General features: G+C 69.3%; 20 protein-coding genes. 15 read left to right on the top strand and 5 right to left on the bottom strand.

Annotation, left to right across the window (positions count from 1 at the left end):
• Positions 1-4: 4 nt before the first annotated feature.
• The 6 genes from F9C11_RS06170 (at position 5) to F9C11_RS06145 (ending at position 5,991) form a co-directional block, all read left to right on the top strand.
• Positions 5-850, top strand: a complete 846-nt coding sequence (locus tag F9C11_RS06170) for a S49 family peptidase (protein ID WP_409183940.1) — start codon at positions 5-7, stop codon at positions 848-850.
• 86 nt (positions 851-936) lie between these two features.
• The gene (locus F9C11_RS06165; RefSeq protein WP_409183939.1) at positions 937-1,770 is read left to right on the top strand and encodes a LytR/AlgR family response regulator transcription factor; all 834 of its coding nucleotides are present in this window, start codon (positions 937-939) and stop codon (positions 1,768-1,770) included.
• 6 nt (positions 1,771-1,776) lie between these two features.
• Complete coding sequence (locus F9C11_RS06160) at positions 1,777-2,286, top strand: hypothetical protein (RefSeq protein ID WP_409183938.1); 510 nt, start codon at positions 1,777-1,779, stop codon at positions 2,284-2,286.
• A 70-nt stretch (positions 2,287-2,356) separates the two neighbouring features.
• A complete protein-coding gene (locus tag F9C11_RS06155) occupies positions 2,357-4,147 on the top strand; it encodes a cation acetate symporter (protein ID WP_409183937.1) in 1,791 nt (596 codons plus the stop codon).
• Positions 4,148-4,191: 44 nt separating this feature from the next.
• Positions 4,192-4,548 (top strand): rhodanese-like domain-containing protein, encoded by a 357-nt coding sequence (locus F9C11_RS06150; RefSeq protein ID WP_409183936.1) that lies wholly within the window; start codon positions 4,192-4,194, stop codon positions 4,546-4,548.
• Positions 4,549-4,902: 354 nt separating this feature from the next.
• Positions 4,903-5,991 carry a DUF4328 domain-containing protein gene (locus tag F9C11_RS06145; protein ID WP_409183935.1) on the top strand — a complete coding sequence of 363 codons (1,089 nt, stop codon included), beginning with the start codon at positions 4,903-4,905 and terminating at the stop codon, positions 5,989-5,991.
• Here the strand turns inward: F9C11_RS06145 and F9C11_RS06140 are convergent.
• The gene (locus F9C11_RS06140) at positions 5,988-6,590 is read right to left on the bottom strand and encodes a TetR/AcrR family transcriptional regulator (protein WP_409183934.1); all 603 of its coding nucleotides are present in this window, start codon (positions 6,588-6,590) and stop codon (positions 5,988-5,990) included. The genes F9C11_RS06145 and F9C11_RS06140 overlap by 4 nt on opposite strands.
• A gap of 96 nt (positions 6,591-6,686) precedes the next feature.
• On the opposite strand from F9C11_RS06140, the gene F9C11_RS06135 reads away from it, so the two are divergent.
• Positions 6,687-8,027, top strand: a complete 1,341-nt coding sequence (locus tag F9C11_RS06135; RefSeq protein ID WP_409183933.1) for a DHA2 family efflux MFS transporter permease subunit — start codon at positions 6,687-6,689, stop codon at positions 8,025-8,027.
• Complete coding sequence (gene mca / locus F9C11_RS06130) at positions 8,024-8,839, top strand: mycothiol conjugate amidase Mca (RefSeq protein ID WP_409183932.1); 816 nt, start codon at positions 8,024-8,026, stop codon at positions 8,837-8,839. Before F9C11_RS06135 ends, mca begins: the two co-directional genes overlap by 4 nt.
• Before the next feature lie 295 nt (positions 8,840-9,134).
• Here the strand turns inward: mca and F9C11_RS06125 are convergent, their stop codons facing one another.
• Positions 9,135-10,289 carry a cytochrome P450 gene (locus F9C11_RS06125; RefSeq protein WP_409183931.1) on the bottom strand — a complete coding sequence of 385 codons (1,155 nt, stop codon included), beginning with the start codon at positions 10,287-10,289 and terminating at the stop codon, positions 9,135-9,137.
• Between the two features lie 76 nt (positions 10,290-10,365).
• Here F9C11_RS06125 and F9C11_RS06120 point away from each other — a divergent pair, with 76 nt between their 5' ends.
• The 6 genes from F9C11_RS06120 to F9C11_RS06095 all read left to right on the top strand — a co-directional run bounded on the left by F9C11_RS06120 (position 10,366) and on the right by F9C11_RS06095 (position 13,698).
• On the top strand, positions 10,366-11,241 hold the full coding sequence (locus F9C11_RS06120; RefSeq protein WP_009085745.1) for a DUF5926 family protein: 876 nt from the start codon (positions 10,366-10,368) through the stop codon (positions 11,239-11,241).
• A 55-nt stretch (positions 11,242-11,296) separates the two neighbouring features.
• Entirely contained in the window at positions 11,297-11,650 is a 354-nt protein-coding gene (locus F9C11_RS06115; protein ID WP_409183930.1) for a DUF952 domain-containing protein, read from the top strand.
• Between the two features lie 124 nt (positions 11,651-11,774).
• Positions 11,775-12,341, top strand: coding sequence for a SigE family RNA polymerase sigma factor (locus F9C11_RS06110; protein WP_409183929.1), 567 nt, complete (start codon positions 11,775-11,777; stop codon positions 12,339-12,341).
• Positions 12,338-13,165: a hypothetical protein gene (locus F9C11_RS06105; RefSeq protein ID WP_409183928.1), complete on the top strand. Its 828-nt coding sequence runs from the start codon at positions 12,338-12,340 to the stop codon at positions 13,163-13,165. Before F9C11_RS06110 ends, F9C11_RS06105 begins: the two co-directional genes overlap by 4 nt.
• An 89-nt stretch (positions 13,166-13,254) precedes the next feature.
• A complete protein-coding gene (locus F9C11_RS06100) occupies positions 13,255-13,518 on the top strand; it encodes a hypothetical protein (protein WP_409183927.1) in 264 nt (87 codons plus the stop codon).
• A gap of 45 nt (positions 13,519-13,563) precedes the next feature.
• Positions 13,564-13,698 carry a hypothetical protein gene (locus F9C11_RS06095; protein ID WP_409183926.1) on the top strand — a complete coding sequence of 45 codons (135 nt, stop codon included), beginning with the start codon at positions 13,564-13,566 and terminating at the stop codon, positions 13,696-13,698.
• A 184-nt stretch (positions 13,699-13,882) separates the two neighbouring features.
• On the opposite strand, the gene F9C11_RS06090 is transcribed toward F9C11_RS06095, so the two are convergent.
• The 3 genes from F9C11_RS06090 to F9C11_RS06080 form a co-directional block, all read right to left on the bottom strand.
• The gene (locus F9C11_RS06090; RefSeq protein ID WP_409183925.1) at positions 13,883-14,434 is read right to left on the bottom strand and encodes a ferritin; all 552 of its coding nucleotides are present in this window, start codon (positions 14,432-14,434) and stop codon (positions 13,883-13,885) included.
• Positions 14,435-14,595: 161 nt separating this feature from the next.
• A complete protein-coding gene (locus F9C11_RS06085) occupies positions 14,596-15,792 on the bottom strand; it encodes an arginine deiminase (RefSeq protein WP_409186825.1) in 1,197 nt (398 codons plus the stop codon).
• 61 nt (positions 15,793-15,853) lie between these two features.
• Positions 15,854-16,687, bottom strand: coding sequence for a CPBP family intramembrane glutamic endopeptidase (locus F9C11_RS06080; protein ID WP_409183924.1), 834 nt, complete (start codon positions 16,685-16,687; stop codon positions 15,854-15,856).
• A 22-nt stretch (positions 16,688-16,709) separates the two neighbouring features.
• On the opposite strand from F9C11_RS06080, the gene F9C11_RS06075 reads away from it, so the two are divergent.
• The gene (locus F9C11_RS06075; RefSeq protein ID WP_409183923.1) at positions 16,710-17,177 is read left to right on the top strand and encodes a PPOX class F420-dependent oxidoreductase; all 468 of its coding nucleotides are present in this window, start codon (positions 16,710-16,712) and stop codon (positions 17,175-17,177) included.
• Positions 17,178-17,185 lie beyond the last annotated feature (8 nt).

Below are 17,185 nucleotides of genomic sequence, written 5' to 3'. Positions count from 1 at the left end.
GCAGATGAGCGTCACCGACAAGCTGACTTCCCGCCTTCCCGTGCTCGGCGACCGGGGCGACCGCAAGGACGTGGTCGCCGTCGTGAAGCTGCACGGGGTGATCACGCCGACGCCGTCGCCGCTGGCTCGCGGTGCGATCAACCTCGGCGCCGTCGAATCCGCGCTCACCAGGGCGTTCGCGCACGACCGGCTCAAGGCGGTCGCACTGCAGATCAACTCGCCCGGTGGCGCGCCGACGCAGTCCGGACTGGTCGCGGAGCGGATCCGGCAGCTGGCCGACGAGAAAGGCGTGCCGGTACTGGCCTTCGCCGAGGACGTCGCCGCGTCCGGCGGCTATTGGCTGGCCTGCGCGGCCGACGAGATCTACGCGCACCGGACGTCCATGGTCGGCTCGATCGGCGTCATCAGCGGCGGGTTCGGGTTCACCGGGCTGCTCGAACGCTTCGGCATCGAGCGCAGGCTGCACACCGCGGGAGCGAACAAATCGCGGCTCGACCCGTTCAGCCCGGAGAAGCCCGAGGACGTCGAGTGGCTGAAAAACATGCACGGCCAACTGCACGAACTGTTCGTCGACTGGGTCAAGGAGCGCCGCGGCGACCGGCTGACCGACTCCGCCGACCTGTTCACCGGCGACGTCTGGCTCGGGCAGAAAGCCGTCGATCTCGGGCTGGTCGACGGGCTCGGCTCGCTGCGCGAGATCGTCCGCAAGCGGTACCCGGACGCCGAGATTTCCGTGGCGGAGCCGAAGAAACCGCTGCTCGCCCGGCTCGGCATCGGGGCTCCCGCGGCGGCGAGCGCGCTGCTGGACGCGGTGACCACGAAGGCGGCCTGGTCGCGCTTCGGGCTCTGAGCCGCACCTGAGTGGCGACTCCGGTACGCCACTCACCCGGTGCGCTCTCCAATCGGGTCTGGACAATGCACCTCGCAATCGGCAGGATGCGTCTCACTGTGAGTGCTCACGACGACACCCGGAAACTCATCGTCCTCGCCGTGGACGACGAGCTGGCCGGGCTGGACGAACTCAGCCACGGACTCCAGAACAACCCGCACATCCACCGCGTTTTCCAGGCCTCGGACGCCTCCGACGCGCTGCGGCTGTTCTCGCACGACGACCCGGAACTGGCTGCCCGGCGGGCCAACGGCCTGCCGACGGTCGACGCCGTGTTCGCCGACATCGACATGCCCGGCCTGTCCGGCATGGAGATGTCGCGCGTGATCGCGGCGATGAACCCGTCGCCGGTACTGGTGTTCGTCACCGGGCACGCCGAGGAAGCGGTGAACGCGTTCGACCTCGGCGCGGTCGACTACGTCCTGAAGCCGTTCCAGCAGGACCGGCTCGACCGGTCGGTCGCGCGCGTGCGCGAGAAGCTGGCCACGATCGCGGGCCCGCCCGCCGGCCAGGGCGGCGCCGAGCCGGTGAAGAACGACGACGAGGTCATCCCGGTCGAACTGGCCGGCACCACGAAGCTGATCCCGCGCTCGTCGGTGCGCTGGGTGGAAGCGCAGGGCGACTACGCGCGGCTGTTCACCACCGAGGGCAGCCACCTTGTCCGGATCCCGCTCGCCCAGCTGGAAGAACGCTGGGAGAAGGCCGGATTCGTGCGGATCCACCGGTCGTTCCTGGTCGCGCTGCCGCTGATCACCGAAATGCGGATGGGCCAGGGCGGCTACCAGGTCGTGATCGGCAACGAGGAAAAAGTCCTGCCGGTCAGCCGCCGGCACACCCGGGCGCTGAAGGACCGCATCGTCGGCTCCGGCCGGGGCGGCTAACCGTCGATGTCCTCGCCCGAAGACCCTTACCACCGGCTCTCGAACGGGGTCCGCAAACCGGACCCGACGCTGGGCGTGCGGCCGGAGGACCGCGCGGTGGTCGAACCGGTGCCGCCCGCTCCCGAACCGGCTCCGCGGTCCAGCGAACCCGCGCATGTGCGGCCGAAACGGGAAAAGGTCGTGCTCGCCGATCCGCGGCAGTCGTCGGGGCGGATGCGCGGGCGGATCGAGCTGGAAGAGCAGACCAGCTGGGGAAAACTGCTGGTCCGCGACCTGGTGAAGGTGCAGCTGCGCACGTCGGTGTGGCTGGCGGTGCTCGTGCTGGCCGTGCTCGGGACGCTGCCCGCGCTGTTCTACTTCCTCCCGGCGGTCTCGCGGTTCACCGTGATCGGCATCCCGATCCCGTGGCTCGTGCTCGGCCTGCTTCCGTTCCCGTTCCTCTTCGCCGTCGGCCTCTGGTACAACCGGCTCGCCGAGCGGCACGAACGCGACTTCGTCGACATGATCGAGAACTGACCCGCGCGGGGGATGCGTTCGCTGGTGGCGGCGCGTCCGGGAAGCGTGAGGTCGTGCGAGGATTCACGCCGTGCAGCTGACCCCGTGGACGTTGACCGGCCTCGCGCTGGTCGCCTTCGCGACCTACTACCTCGGCTTCCGCTCGTCGCGCGGGGCCACCAGCACGCACGACTTCCTCGTCGCCCGCCGAACCGTGCGCTCCAGCCGCAACGCCGCGGCGATCTCCGGCGAGTACCTGTCGGCGGCGTCCTTTCTCGGTGTCGCGGGCATGGTGCTCAAGCAGGGTGCCGACGCGACCTGGTATCCGATCGGCTTCACCGCCGGGTACCTCGCGCTGATGCTGTTCGTCGCCGCGCCGCTGCGCCGGTCCGGTGCCTACACGCTGCCGGACTTCGTGGAAGCCCGCCTCGGTTCGCGCGGCCTGCGCCGCTTCGCGACCGCGGGCGCGGTGTTCATCGGGATTCTGTACATGGTCCCGCAGCTGCAGGCCGCCGGTTTGACGCTCGCGCAGATCGTTCCGGTACCGGCGTGGGCGGGCGCGCTTCTCGTCATCGTTCTGGTCGCGGTCAACGTGATGGCCGGCGGGATGCGCGCGATCACCGTGGTGCAGGCGTTCCAGTACTGGCTCAAGCTGTTCGCGATCGCCGTGCCGACTTTCGTGCTGTGCATGGTTTTCTTCGCCGGGGGCGGCCCGGGCGGCGTGCGCGCGCTCGGTGCGCCCGCGCCGCCGGTGTTCCCGTCGGACACCAAGGTGACGGTGCAGACCGACGTGACCGTGAAGGTCACCACCGAGACGTTCTTCTACGCACACGGCCACATCGACGACGGTCCCGCGGGCGGCATGGCGCGCTGGTCGCCGCTCGTGCCGCACAAGGTTTCGTCGGGGACGACGCTGGAATTCGCCGCGGGCACCCCAGTTCCGATCGTGAGCGACGCGCCCACGTCGAACGACGCCTGGCTGCATCCGGCGTCGAACGGCATCACCGACCTGCTGCAGACGTACTCGCTGATTTTCGCGCTGTTCCTCGGCACCATGGGCCTGCCGCACGTGCTGGTCCGCTTCTACACCAACCCCGACGGCAAAGCCGCGCGCCGCACCACCGTGCACGTGCTGTTGCTGCTCGGGCTGTTCTACCTGTTCCCGACGATGCTGGGTGCGCTCTCGCGGATGTACGTGCCGCAGTTGCTGCTCACCGGCAACACCGACGCGGCCGTGCTGCTGCTGCCGACCGCGGTGTTGCCCGGCTGGCCGGGGCAGATCCTTGCCGCGGTGACGGCCGCGGGCGCGTTCGCGGCGTTCCTGTCGAGCTGCTCGGGGCTGCTGGTGAGCGTGGCCGGGGTGGTGTCGACGGACCTGCTGCCCGGCCGCGTGCGGGACTTCCGGGTCGCGACGCTGCTGGTCGCGATCTGCCCGATGGTGCTCACGCTGATCTTCCGGACCGAGGACATCTCGCTGTCGATCGGGATGACGTTCGCGCTCGCCGCGTCCACGTTCAGCCCGCTGCTGCTGCTCGGCATCTGGTGGCGCAAGCTCAGCTGGCCGGGCGCGCTGGCCGGGATGATCGTCGGCGGCGGACTGGTGCTCAGCGCGCTGGCGTACAACATCGTGTGCGAGTACACCGGAGACAAGACGCCGTGGTTCACCGTGCAGCCCGCGCTGATCTCGGTGCCCTCGGCGTTCCTGGCGACCTATGTGGTGAGCCGGCTGACCCGGTCCGGCCGCCCGGAACTGGTGAACGACATCATGCTGCGCCTGCACGCCCCCGACCCGCTCGGCCTGATGCGCGACCGCGCGGTCGCCCGGTTCGGCCAGGCCGACGAGAAGCTCCGCACCGGCCGGGGACGCCACCGCAAGGCTTAGCGGTTAGCGTTCCTCACACGCGTACAACGTCCTGACATGGGAGCATGGAACCTGTGGTGAGCCCTGCTGAAATTCCGACCGCTGAAGTCCGCGACCTGCCCGCGGACGTGGCCCTGCTCGACGTCCGCGAGGACGACGAATGGGCCGCCGGGCACGCCCCCGCCGCGGTGCACATCCCGCTCGGCGAACTGCCCGCGCGGGTCAACGAACTCTCCGAATTCCCCGAGGACGACCCGGTCTACGTGATCTGCCGCTCCGGCGGCCGCTCGGCGCGCGCCGCGGCCTGGCTGAACGCGAGCGGCTGGGACGCGGTCAACGTCGCGGGCGGGATGGGAGCCTGGGCCCGCGAAGGCCGTCGCATGGTGAGCGAAAACCCCGGCGCCGAACCCGAGGTTCTCTGACGGATGCCTGCCCAGTCTGGTCCCGAGCCGCCGGAATCCTCGGATCCGGCGTCGTTCGTCCCTGGCTTCGGCCGGGACGGAGGGGACGATTCCCGCGCGGACCGGGCTGGGCAGGGCTCCGGTGGGGCGGTTGCTGCTGGTCAAGGCGAGGCTGGGCGCGGTTCGCCGGGGGTGAGCCAGGCTGGGTCCGCTGCGGGCTGGGCTGGTGCGGCTTCGCAGTTCGGGGCGCATTCTGGCGGTGTTGACGCGGGGGCGACGGGCTCCGGTCAGCACGGCGGTATCGCGGGGTCCGGGCAACCGTCGCCGCAGTCCAGCCAGCTCGGCAGCGGTCCTGGGCAGCCAGGCCAGTGGGCGGTGCCGCAAGCCGGGCCCGCGCATCCTGGCCAGCAGTACGCCAATCCGTACCAGCCGCAATACCCGATGCAGGCCTACTCCCAGCACCCGGCGTACGCCCGGCCGTTCACCGCCGCTCCGCAGGGCGCGATCCACCGGCCTGCGCCGCAACAGCAGCCTCAGCCGCAGCCGCAACCGCAGCCGAGTCCGCCGAAGCGCGCGGCCAAACTGCGCTGGGTCGCCTCCCCGCCGCCGAGTGCCGTCCGCCGTCGCCGCGCCGTGCCCGCGGCGCCCTACTCCGGTCCGCCGTCCTATCCGGTGCCGCCGCGATGGGGCTTTCCGAACCTGACCTGGCGCCGTCCGACGAATGTGCCCGGTACCGCGTCCGGGGAAATCCGCCCGATCGACCGGATCCCGGTGCTCGCGCGGAGTCTCACGACGATCCTCTGGACGTTCGCCGTGCTCGCCGTGACCGCGGCGGTGGCGGAGAGCTGGCGGTACGCGCTCCTCGTGGAAAGCCGCGATTCCGCGCTGAACAGCGGCGTCGTCGGGTTCTCCGACGCCTTCGTCATGCTCGCCGGGCTGCTCACCACGATCTTTTCGCTGCTTCCCGCGGGGCTTTCGGTGTGGTGGCTGCTGGTCGCCCGGCAGGCCGCCGCCGACGAGGCCGGGGAAGTGCCGCCGCGGCCGGTGTGGCAGGTGCTCGTGGGCGTGCTGGTGCCGCTCGTGAACCTGCCGCTCGCGTTGTCCGTGGTCAGCGAACTAGAACACGCTGTGCTCCGCCGTCCCCGCGACGAACGGCCGAAGCCCTCGCGGCTGGTGCTCGGCTGGTGGGCGACCTGGGCGGCGAACTGGGTCCTGCTGATCGTCACGATCATCTGGCGGATCCGGCCGGGCGTGCAGGCGATGGCGGACAGCGTCCTGCTGGTCGCGCTCACCGACCTCGCCGCGGCCGCGCTCGCGATCGGCACCGCGCTGGTGATCCGGCGGTTCTCGCACCTGCTGATGCCGATCGCCCCGGAACGGCTGCGCGACCTCCGCGTCCTCAAGGTCGAGGGCGCGCCGGAGCCGGAACTGCGGACCGCGCGTCCGGTCGGCGCGGCGCGTTAGAGGTCGCCGAGCGCCGGTTCCAGCTGGCCGAACGCGACCGCGGCGGAATCCCGGATCTGCTCCACCAGTTCGTCCTGCTCGACGTCCTTCCAGATCAGATGCCAGACGTCGTCGAGAAGAATCCGCAGCACTGACGTGAGGTGCGCCCCGGCCGCCCGCGACAGCATGTCCCGGTCCGGATGCCGGTCCAGCAGCGCGGCGACGAGCTGGATCTCCCGGTCGACGTGCATGTCCCGGAGCGCGGACGTGAGCCGTTCGCTCTGCCGCACCATCCGCACGAAGGACACGTCCGCGAACCCGAGCATCGGACCTGCCTTGTCCAGCTCCGCGAAGCAGCCGTCCCGCACCGCGATCAGCGCTGGCGTCTCCGGAGCGGCCCGGACCAGGTTCGCCGGCCAGTCCACGAAGTCGTTCCGGATGTCGAAGACCAGGTCTTCCTTCCGGCTGAAGTGATTCGTCACGGTCATCTTGGCGACCCGCGCCGCCTCCGCGACCTCGGCGATCGTCACCTGGTCGAATCCGCGCTGAATGAACAGCCGGGTCGCCACCGCCGAGATCGTCTGCCGCGTCTCCTGCTTCTTCTGCTCCCTGAGGCTCACCCCGTCCAGTGTACTAGGTCCGACCTAAATTTGTGCTTGACCCATTCAATGGGTTCGACCTAATCTCAGGTCCGACCTAATGAAGGGGGTGAGGCAATGACCACGCAGCTGCCGGTCTCCGATTCCGGTCTTCGCCGGCTCGGCGGGGTGCTGATCCTGGGCGCGGTGCTGTCGATCCTGGACGCGACGATCGTGTCGGTCGGGGTGGGCGTGATGGCGCGTGACCTGGACAGTTCGCTGCCGACCGTGCAGTGGGTGACCAGCGCGTACCTGCTGGCCGCCTCGCTGACCATCCCGCTGTCCGGCTGGCTCGCCGACCGGTTCGGCGGTCGTCAGGTGTGGATCGCCGCCGTCGGCCTGTTCACGCTGGGGACGGTGCTGTGCGGCTTCGCCTGGTCGGCGCCGGCGCTGATCGCGTTCCGCGTGCTGCACGGACTCGGCGGCGGCCTCATGCAGCCCGTCGGCCAGGCGATTTTCGCGCAGGCGGCCGGTCCTCGGCTGGGCCGGATGATCGGAGTCGTCACGCTGCCCGCGACCGTCGCACCGGTACTCGGCCCGATGCTCGGCGGCGCGCTCGTCCAGGACCTGGGCTGGCGCTGGCTGTTCTTCGGGCTCGTGCCGTTCGGTGTCGCCACTTTGCTGCTGGCCGTCCGGGTGCTGCCGCGCGAGGAACCCGCTGGCACGCGCGATCCGCTAGACGTCCGCGGCCTCCTGCTGCTCCCACCAGGACTTGCCGCGCTCGGCTACGGCTTAGGCGAAGGCTCCAGCATATTCGCCGTCGCCGGTGCCATCCTGCTGATCGCGTACGCCGGACACGCTCGTCGTGCACAAGCGCCGCTGCTCGATCTGAAGTTGTTCGCCCACAAGGCTTTCACCGTCGCGAGTGCGAGCACCTTCCTGCTGGGCGCGTCACTGTACAGCTCGATGCTGCTGCTTCCGCTTTATGCCCAACAAATCCAGCACACGTCCGCCCTCGCCGCCGGACTCCTGCTAGCACCCCAAGCCCTGGGCTCCGCCGTAGTCCTCATCGCAGGCGGAAAACTGCTGGACCGCTTCGGCTCGCGAACAGTCATGCTCACCGGCATCGCACTGTCGTTGGCGGGCACGATCGCCTTCACTCAGTTCGGCGATTCCCCCAGCCCGACCCTGTTGATAACTTCGTTGCTGATCCGTGGGTTCGGCCTAGGCGCGACGACCACCCCCGGCATGACGATGCTCTACACCTCGCTGGAACGCAGCCAAATCCCGCGCGCGGCGAGCGCGATCAACGTCGTAAACCGCATCGGCGGCTCACTGGGCACGGCGATTCTGGTGGCTGTCCTGCACGCGCAACCACCGGGCGCCGCCGCGTTCGGCACCACGTTCACCTGGGCACTTGGCCTTTCCGTGCTGAGCCTTGTCCCCGCCCTCTTCTTCCCGAAAGGAACCCGCGCATGACGCTCCGCCTCCTGGCCGTGCACGCCCATCCCGATGACGAATCAAGCAAAGGCGCCGCGACCCTGGCCGGCTACGCAGCCGAAGGCGTCGACGTCCTGGTAGCCACCTGCACCGGCGGCGAACGCGGAGATGTGCTCAACCCAGCTTTGGATCGAGAAGACGTCCGACGAAACCTACCCGCCATCCGCCGCCAGGAAATGGCCGACGCGGCAAGGATTCTCGGCATCCGCCAAACATTCCTCGGCCACGAGGACTCGGGTCTGACCACGCCTTCCCCCCTCGGAAGCTTCGCGCAGATCCCGCTCGCGGAAGCGACAAAACCTCTGCTGGAACTAATGCGGGAATTCCGTCCACAAGTGGTGGTCACCTATGACGAAACCGGCGGTTATCCACACCCCGACCACATCCGCACGCACGAGATCACGACCGCCGCGTTCGACGAGTCCGACGACGGCACCCCGCGCAAGCTCTACTACCTGGCCACCCTCAGCCGCTCCTGGTTCGAAGCCATGCACGAAGCGACCCTCGCCGCTGGCGAAGAGTCCTTGATGGGCCCAGTCTTGGAGGAACTCCCGCCGACCGACGCGCTCACCGTAACCACCCGCATCCGCTGCGAAGACCACTTCGCGACCCGGGACGCGGCTTTGCGCGCGCACGCTACGCAGATGGATCCGGGGCACCCGTTTTTCGCGCACTCGCGCGAGATCGAACGAAAGACCTGGCCCTGGGAGGACTACCACCTGGCCCTCACGAACGGCCCAGTCAAGGTCGGCCCCGGACTGGAGGACGACTTGTTCGCAGGCTTGCGCTGACGCCCGCTCGCTGGTTGGTGCTGGTTCCGGCTGGCTGGCGGCGTGATTATGCAGCACTCACCGCCAGGAACGCGGAGTTGAAGCGACCGCGGGCAAGGTCCGTGACCCGCGCGGTCCGGTCGGTGGGGACCGGCGGTTTGCATGTAAGCCGCACGGATTCCCTCGCCGCTTCGCTCCGATTCCACCTCACGGCGGCGCGCGGTTTGTGCCCGAGCCGCGCGAACCTGCTCACCGGTTGGTGCGGATTCCGGCCGGTAGGCGGCGCGATTATGCAGCACTCACCACCCGAGCAAGCTCAAATAGTCACCGGCAAAGTCCGCAACCCCCGGATCACGAACTCCGGCCTTCGTTCCGGCTCCCCAGCCAGTCGCAAGTCCGGCAATCGCTTCGTCAACGCTGTCAACGCCGCCGCGATTTCCACTCTCGCCAGCGGGGCCCCGACGCAGTAATGGATCCCCATCCCGAATCCGAGGTGGGCGTTCGGCGAGCGGCCCACGTCCAACGTGTCCGGGGCGTCGAACACCTTCGGGTCCCGCGCCGCGGCGCCCAGCAGCGCGCCGATCTTCGTGCCCTTCTCCACCCGGTGACCGGCGATTTCCACATCCTCGGTCGCCGTGCGTTCGAACAGCTGCAGCGGCGAGTCGAAGCGGATCAGTTCTTCCACAGCCGAGTCCAGCAACGTTGGGTCGGACCTAAGTCGGTCCCATTCCGTGCGGTGGGTGAGCAGTGCGGTCACTCCATTGCCGATCACGTTCACCGTTGCCTCGTGGCCTGCCATCAGCAGCAGTACCGCGGTGGCGACGACCTCGTCTGGGGTCAGTTCGCTCGCGGTCAGGTCCCGCACGATCCCGCGCGGGGAACTGGCGACGACCTCGCGCAGGTATGCCACGAAATCCGCCGCGGCCTGTTCGGCGGCGTCGCGGCCGGCTTCGGGCAGGCCGTATTCGTACATCTTCACGATGGCGTTGCTCCACGTCACCAGCTGCGGGCCGTCCGACGTCGGGACGCCCAGCAGTTCGGCGATGACCGCTACCGGAAGTGGCTGGGCGAGGTGTTCGAGCAGGTCCGCGCTGCCGTCGGCGGCGATTTTCGCGGCCAGAGTGTCCACCATGGACTCCGCGAGTTCCGTGACCATCGGGCGCAGCCGTTGCACGTGCCCCCGGCCGAATTCGCTCGCGATGACTCGGCGCAGGCGGGTATGCGCGGGCGGTTCGTTCTCCAGCAACGAATTGCGGTGCAGCAGATTGAACGACGCGAACCGTTCGAGCGGTTGTGCGTCGGTCCAGATCCGGCCCAGTCCGCGGTGGCGCAGCACGGCGGCGGACGCGGCGTGCGAAACCGTGATCGCGATGCCTAGGCCGTCGTGCTGGTGCACCTCGCCTTCGGCGCGCAGCGCGGCGAACGCGGGATACGGGTCGGCGAGGAAAGCGGGATCGCGAGGGTCGAACACGCGTCGACTCTAACCCGCGAGCCCGAGCGGCCGGTCCCTTCGATAGCGTCTGACACCGAGTTCCAAGGAGGCTGAAATGGGTAAGGGCGCGCGTAAGAAGGGTCCCAAGCCGGACCGCAAGCCGAAGGTGCGCGACGTCTTCGTCGGGCAGCCGTTCGAGGGGCTGGCGGCGGAGCCCGAGCTGATCGCGCTGCGCGAGTTCGTCCCGTCGGCCACGGCGAAGCTGACGCTCGCCGACGGCGGCGACGTCACGCTCGGCACGGTGCTGCCCATGGCCGCCGCGGCGTTCGTCCGCTCGGACGGCGAGCGGTTCCTCGGCCTGCAGGTGCAGACGCGGTCCTCCGACATCAGCCGCGACCTCGGCCGTGCGCTGCGCTGGCTGCTCGACGCCGAACCGGGCGACGTGCTGTCGGTCCCGGACACGACGTCGCCCACCGACCCGGACGAGCACAACCGGCTCCAGGACCTGCTCGTGCCGAGCGCGGAGCTGGAGGTCGAACTTCACACCGACTTCGCGTGGTGGCTTCCCGAGGACGCGGACGCGACCGGCGACGTCGCGGTCTCCCTCGAGCGCGCGAACGCCGCGATCATGCCCACCGACCGGCTCGGTTCCGGTGCCTACTGGGTGCTCGCCGGCGAGAAGGCGCACCTGCGCTGGGTCCGCCCGGAACCGGAGAACCTGCTGCTGCAAGCGCTTGCGCGGCTGTCCGCGGCGGGCACGCTCGGGCTCGGCGAGGGCACCCGGTACGCCGGGTCGTTCCGAGCGCACGGCCTGCTCGTCCCGGTGTGGGACCTCGACCCCGAGGCGCACGCCCGCGAGTGGGCCGAGCCCAAGGACCAGCTCGGTGCCCGGCTGGACGAGGCGCTCAAATCACTCGACTCCGAACCGCTCAACGCCGCCGAGCGGCGGGCCCGCGACGGTCTGATCGGGCGGCAGCTCACCATCCGCTGAGTTATCCACCTGTGGACAACTCGACCCGGGTTGTCCACAGGTGGATGATCACCGCGTGATCCTCCACATCTGCACTCGCGACGCCTGGGCCGCGGTGCCCGCCGACGGCGAATACCGCGCGTCCTCGCTCGACGACGCCGGATTCATCCACTGCTCCGACCCGGGCACTGTCGCCCTTCCCGCCAACGCGCTCTACCGCGGGCAAACCGGCCTGGTACTGCTGGAAATCGACCCCAAGCTGGTCGACGCGCCCGTCCGCTGGGAGGACGGGGCACCGCCGGACCCGCGCGGAATCCTGTTCCCGCACATCTACGGCCCGATCCCGCGAAACGCTGTGGTGGCGGTCCACGATTTCCCCACTGACGCGGATGGCGCCTTGAAGCTGCCCGAGTCGCTTTCCGTGCGCTGACCTGAGTTGTCCACAGCTACGGAAAGTAGCGACGGAGACGGGACAACCCTCGGGGGCGCTCATGCGTGGTGGTGATGACGAGGAGCCGTCGCTCGACGTGGTCATCCGGGGAGGGGGCGATACGGTGACGGCAGCCGCACTGCCCTTGGCGAGCGGAGATCCGGCCTGGGCCGGCTCCCCGGCGGAAGCCGGCAGCGCCGCCGTCACGGACTTCGGCGAGTTCGTGACCGAGGCCCTGCCCGGTCTGCTCCGCTATGGCCACGTGCTCACCGGGAACCCGCACGACGCCGCCGACCTCGTCCAGACCGTGCTCGAAAAGATCGGCGCGCGCTGGTCGTACGTGCAGCAGAAAACCGGCGACCCGCTGGCGTACGTGCGGCGTTCGATGGCGAACGCGCACGTCAGCCGCTGGCGCCGGACGCGGCGGGAGAACCTCGTCGCGGACCTGCCCGACACGAGCCCGTGCGCGCCGAAGGATCCCTTCGAGCACGAGCCGCTGTGGCAGGCGCTGCGCGACCTCCCGCCGCGGCAGCGCACGGTGATGGTGCTGCGGTACTACGAAGGACTGTCCGAAGTGGAGATCGCCAAGGCGCTGGACATCAGCCAGGGGACGGTGAAAAGCCAAGCGAGCAAGGCGATCGCGTCCTTGCGGGCGAAACTGAAGAACCAGGAAGGAGGCGACGCCGGGTGAGCCAGCCCGACGATCTGGAACAGCGGCTGCGCGCCCTCCTCGCCGACGACCGGCTGGCCGTCGAACCAGCCGAGGACGCCGCGTCGGCCATCGTCGCGGGCGCGCGCAGGCGGCGGCGCAGACAGCGGATCCTGACGTCCGCGGCCGGGGCGGCGTGCGTCCTCGCGGTGGCTTCGGCCGGGCTGGTGGCGCTCCAGCTGCGCACCCAGCCCGCGACGACCGGCGTCGCCGCCCAGCAGGTCGCTTCCGCCCAGCCCACGCTGCCCTCTTCGGTACCCGAGCCGCCGTCGAGCGCCGAATCGACGCAGGTGCAAGCGCCGTCCGCGCCGATGGAGACCAGCGTCGCGGACCCGCCGGTGCCGCCCGCGCATCCGCACCGCACGAAGCCCGCGCCGCCGCAGACGACGCCGCCGAAGGCCGCGACCGGCGCGCTGGTGACCGCGGACGGCCTGGGCGCGGTGAAGCTCGGCATGACCGAGCAGCAGCTCGCGGACCAGGGCATGAAGCTCACGGCGGTGAAAGAGTCGGCGGGCTGCACTTACTACGACGTCAGCGGGGCCGGGGTGCCCGACGCGACGGCCGTCGTGTCGAAGGACAACGGCGTGGTCGCGGTGAAGCCGGACGGTGCCGCGCACACCCCGGAAGGCGTCGGCGAGGGGTCGCCGAAGGACCAGGTCACCGCGACCTATCCGGGCACGTCGGAGTCGGGGAGCGCGCTCGTGTCGCCGACCGGTGACCAGGGGGCGTATCACTTCACGCTGAACTCGGACGGGGCTGTTCAGGGCATCGAGGTGCGGGCGAAGACGCAGGACTGTGCCGGCTGAAAAATTTGTGGGAGCCGATGTCGATCTGGCTCCGCGCCGCTCGTGCAGCGGTGGCGGGCCGGTCGGCGGCCCGCGGGAGGACATCCCCGATGCGTTCGATCAGCGTCACGCTGAGCACCACTCTTGACGGCGTCGTCCAAGGCCTCGGTCGCCGCGACGAGGGCACTCGCGGTGGGTTCGACCTAGGCAGCTGGGGCAACGGCTACAGCGACGACGTGATGGCCCGTGAGATGGGGGACCGCCCTGGGGACAGGCTGTTCGGCCGGCGCATCTGGGAGGACTTCGCCACGGCCTGGGGACCGCGGACGGACGGGAATCCCTACACCGCGCACCTGAACGCGGCGACGAAGTAGGTCGGCTTCACGACGCTGGAAAACGCGGACGCTTGGCAGAACCCGGTGCTGCTGCGCGGCTCCGCGGTGGAGCTGAAATCCTTGCCAGGCAAGGATCTGTCGATCATCGGCAGCGTTACGCTCGTGCGCGCGCTGCACGCCGCCGGGCTGGGCGACAGCTACCCGTTTCTGATCCGCTGACGCTCGGCCGCGGCGCGCGGTTGTTCGAGGGACCGGGGCCACTGACCGAATTCACGCTCGGCGGAAACGTCGCGACCACCACCGGCGTGCTGATCGCGCAGTACGAGCGGCGCTGAAGTTATCCACATGGGGAAGCCCGGTTGTCCACACTGGGGACAACCGGGCTTCCGTCACACGTCAAGCGTTACAGCGCGCCACCGGCGACCGGGGGCATCCCGGAGTCCGCGCCGGCGTCGCCGACGGCCTCGCGGTGCAGGAACTTCTCGATCTCGTAGACGTTGTCACCCGCGCGGCGCGCGACCGTGACGAGCGTCGACATCTGGGAGATCTCCTCGACCTGCTCCTTGAGGAACCACTGGACGAACTGCTCGCTGATGTAGTCCTCCTCGGCCCGGGCGGCCTTCGCGAGCGCGGAGATGTCGGCGGCGACCTCCTTCTCCTGCTCCAGCGCGAGCTCGATCAGCTCGAGCGGGGCGGAGAACTCGTTGCGGACCTCGCCGGTGCCGGGGATCTCGACGTGGTGGTCGCGGTCGAGCATGTACTGGACGAGCGCCATCGCGTGATTGCGCTCTTCGACCGACTGCTTGTAGAAGTGCTTCGCGAGCTGCGGCAGGTCCTCGTTGTCGAACCAGACCGCGAGCGCGATGTACTGCTGGGAGGCGTTGAACTCGTTGTGAATCTGCGCCTGCAGCAGTTCGTAGAACTTGGAGCGCGGTTCTTTCTTCGTGAGGGCCATGTCCCTCACAGTACGTCAATCGCGCATTGTTTTCCACTTTTGGCTGGTGATCTCCACCCTATTAGGGTTACCATTCCTCAAGAAGGAAACACTTATTTTGGTTAGCCTTCCCTTAATGTGTGCGCCCTTATTAAGGAAAGGCTAACTTCCCTCGCGACGGCTCAGCGCCGCTTCGGCGGGGGATCGCGGCGCACCGGGCACGACATGCAGCGCGGGCCGCCGCGGCCGGACCCCAGTTCGGACCCGGTGATCGGCAGCACCTCGATGCCCGCCGCGGCGAGCCGCTCGTTGGTCTCCGCGTTCCGTTCGTACCCGACGACCACGCCCGGGGCCAGTGCCAGCGTGTTGTTGCCGTCGTCCCACTGCTCGCGCTCGGCGGTGACCGGGTCGAGGCCGGTGTCGATCACCCGCAGCCGGTCGATCTCCATCGCTTCCGCGGCGGCTTCGAGAAACGGCGTCGGGCCGGCGACTTTCACCCCGCCGTCGCCGGTCGGTTTGAGGGTGAACGCGGTCAGGGAATCGCGCGCGAGCGGATACATCACGACGGCGTCGACATCGACCATCGTGCATACCGTGTCGAGATGCATTGTCGCGCGCGATTGTTCGATCGGAACCGCGAGAACGGTATGCGCGAGTCCATCCGCGAATACGGAACGAGCGAGCGATTCGGCGCCGGCCGGAGTCGTCCGTTCGCCGACGCCGATCGCGACCACCCCGGGAGCCAGCAGCATCACGTCGCCGCCTTCGATCGGGGCGGAATGCGCGCCGTACGCGCGGGCGGCGTGGCGGAATCGCGGGTGGTAGGCGTAAATGAGGTCGAGCAGCGCCGTTTCCCGCCGCCGCGCGGGCATGGTGAGCGACGAGATCGCCACGCGGTCGCCGATCCACGCGGACGAATCGCGGGTGAAGAGCAGATTGGGCAGCGGATCGACGGCGAAGTCGCGCGGATGGTGCATCATCCGCACCAGCGACGCGCCCTCGGCGGACGGCAGCTCCTCGAAGGTCATGCCCGCCATCAGGACTTCGGCGAGCGTGGGCGCGTCGACGCTCGTTAGGTGCGACCTAAGGGAGTCCGCGAGGTCGGCGCCGAGGCGGCGGTCGTCCACCGCGGCGTGCACCCCGGCGGCGTGCGCGCGCTGGTCTTCCAGCGCGGTGCGGAGAACGTCGGCCAGCAGCAGCACTTCGACGCCGCGGCCGCGCAGGACGTCGGCGAACGCGTCGTGCTCCTGCTGGGCCCGGCTCACCCAGGGGATGGAGTCGAAAAGGAGCTTGTCGTTGTTGCGGGGCGTGAGCCGTTTCAGCTCGTTTCCCGGCCGGTGCAGCAGGACTGCCCGAAGAGGCCCGACTTCGCTGTCCACCCGGGGAGGTGCGGTCGTTTCGCTCGTCTCGCTCACGAAGTGCGAGCCTAATGAGCGGGCCTCACGGGAGCCAGGAAAGACGGCCTTTCAGCAACGAATAGCCGACGAAGGACACCACATCGAACAAAGTATGCGCGGCGATGAGCGGCCACAGCCGGTTGGTCCGCTGCCACACGCGGCCGAACACCAGGCCCATCACGAGGTTGCCGACGAACCCGCCGAACCCTTGGTACAGGTGGTAGGAACCGCGCAGGACCGCCGCGCCGAACAGCGACGCGTTCTCGCGCACGCCGAGTTGCCGCAGCCGCGTGAGCAGGTAACCGATCACGAGCACTTCCTCGGCGAAAGCGTTGCCGAACGCGGAAAGCGTCAGCGCGATCGGCCGCCACCAGGTATCGCCCAAAGTGGACGGTTGCACCGCGAGGCTGAATCCCAGGTGATATGAGACGAAGTACAGCGCGAGCCCGGGAATGCCGATCAGCGCGGCGATTCCGACGGTGATGAGCGCGTCGGAGCGGATGCGCCGGCTCAGCCCGATTTCGCGCAGTTTCAGCCCGGCCCGCCACAGCAGGTACAGCCCGAGCCCGCCCCAGCCGACCAGTTGCGCGGCGCTGAGCAGTTGCTGGAGCAGGTCCAGCAGGCTCGCCGCGGCGCGCGGGACGTTGAGCTGCACTTGCTGCTGCGCCAACGGGGTCGGCCGCAACAGAGAGTCCACAAGGGACAGCAGACTGCGCGCGCCGGACATCCCGAGCGTGATTCCGAAGACGAGGACCAGCTCGATCTTGACCGCCCGCCGCTGCCCGGGGTCGGCGAGCGGAGCCGGGAACGCCGGAAGTGCCGGATTGAGCCAGGAACGCAGGCCCGACGGCCCTCCGGAACGCTCTGTGGTGCGCATGAACGCACGCTACCGTCGAGGTATGCCGAGGACTATCGCCACCAACACGAAGGTCGAGCGCGCCGAACTGGTCGCGTTCCTGAAACCGCGTCACCGCGCGATCCTGGTGACCACCCGCGCCGACGGGCGGCCGCAGCTGTCCCCGAACACCTGCGGCGTCGACGACGAGGGCCGCATCGTCATCGCGACCTACCCGAAGCGCGCGAAGGCGGTCAACCTCCGGCGCGAGCCGAAGGTGTCGGTGTGCGTGCTGTCGGACGAGTGGAACGGCCCGTGGGTGCAGGTCGACGGGACCGCGGAGGTGCTCGATCTGCCGGATTCGGTCGAGCCGCTGGTCGACTACTTCCGCAGCATCTCCGGCGAGCACCCGGACTGGGACGAGTACCGCGAGGCGATGCGCAAACAGGGCAAGAGCCTGATCCGGATCACGATCGACCGGTGGGGACCGATCGCGACCGGCGGCTTCCCTCCGGAGCTGGCGGACGACTGAGGTCTCCC

It is taken from the genome of Amycolatopsis sp. VS8301801F10 (assembly GCF_046195355.1).
In the GTDB taxonomy this organism is placed as follows: domain Bacteria; phylum Actinomycetota; class Actinomycetes; order Mycobacteriales; family Pseudonocardiaceae; genus Amycolatopsis.
Note: the sequence above shows the minus strand (reverse complement) of the source record. Positions and strands in the feature narration are given on the sequence as shown.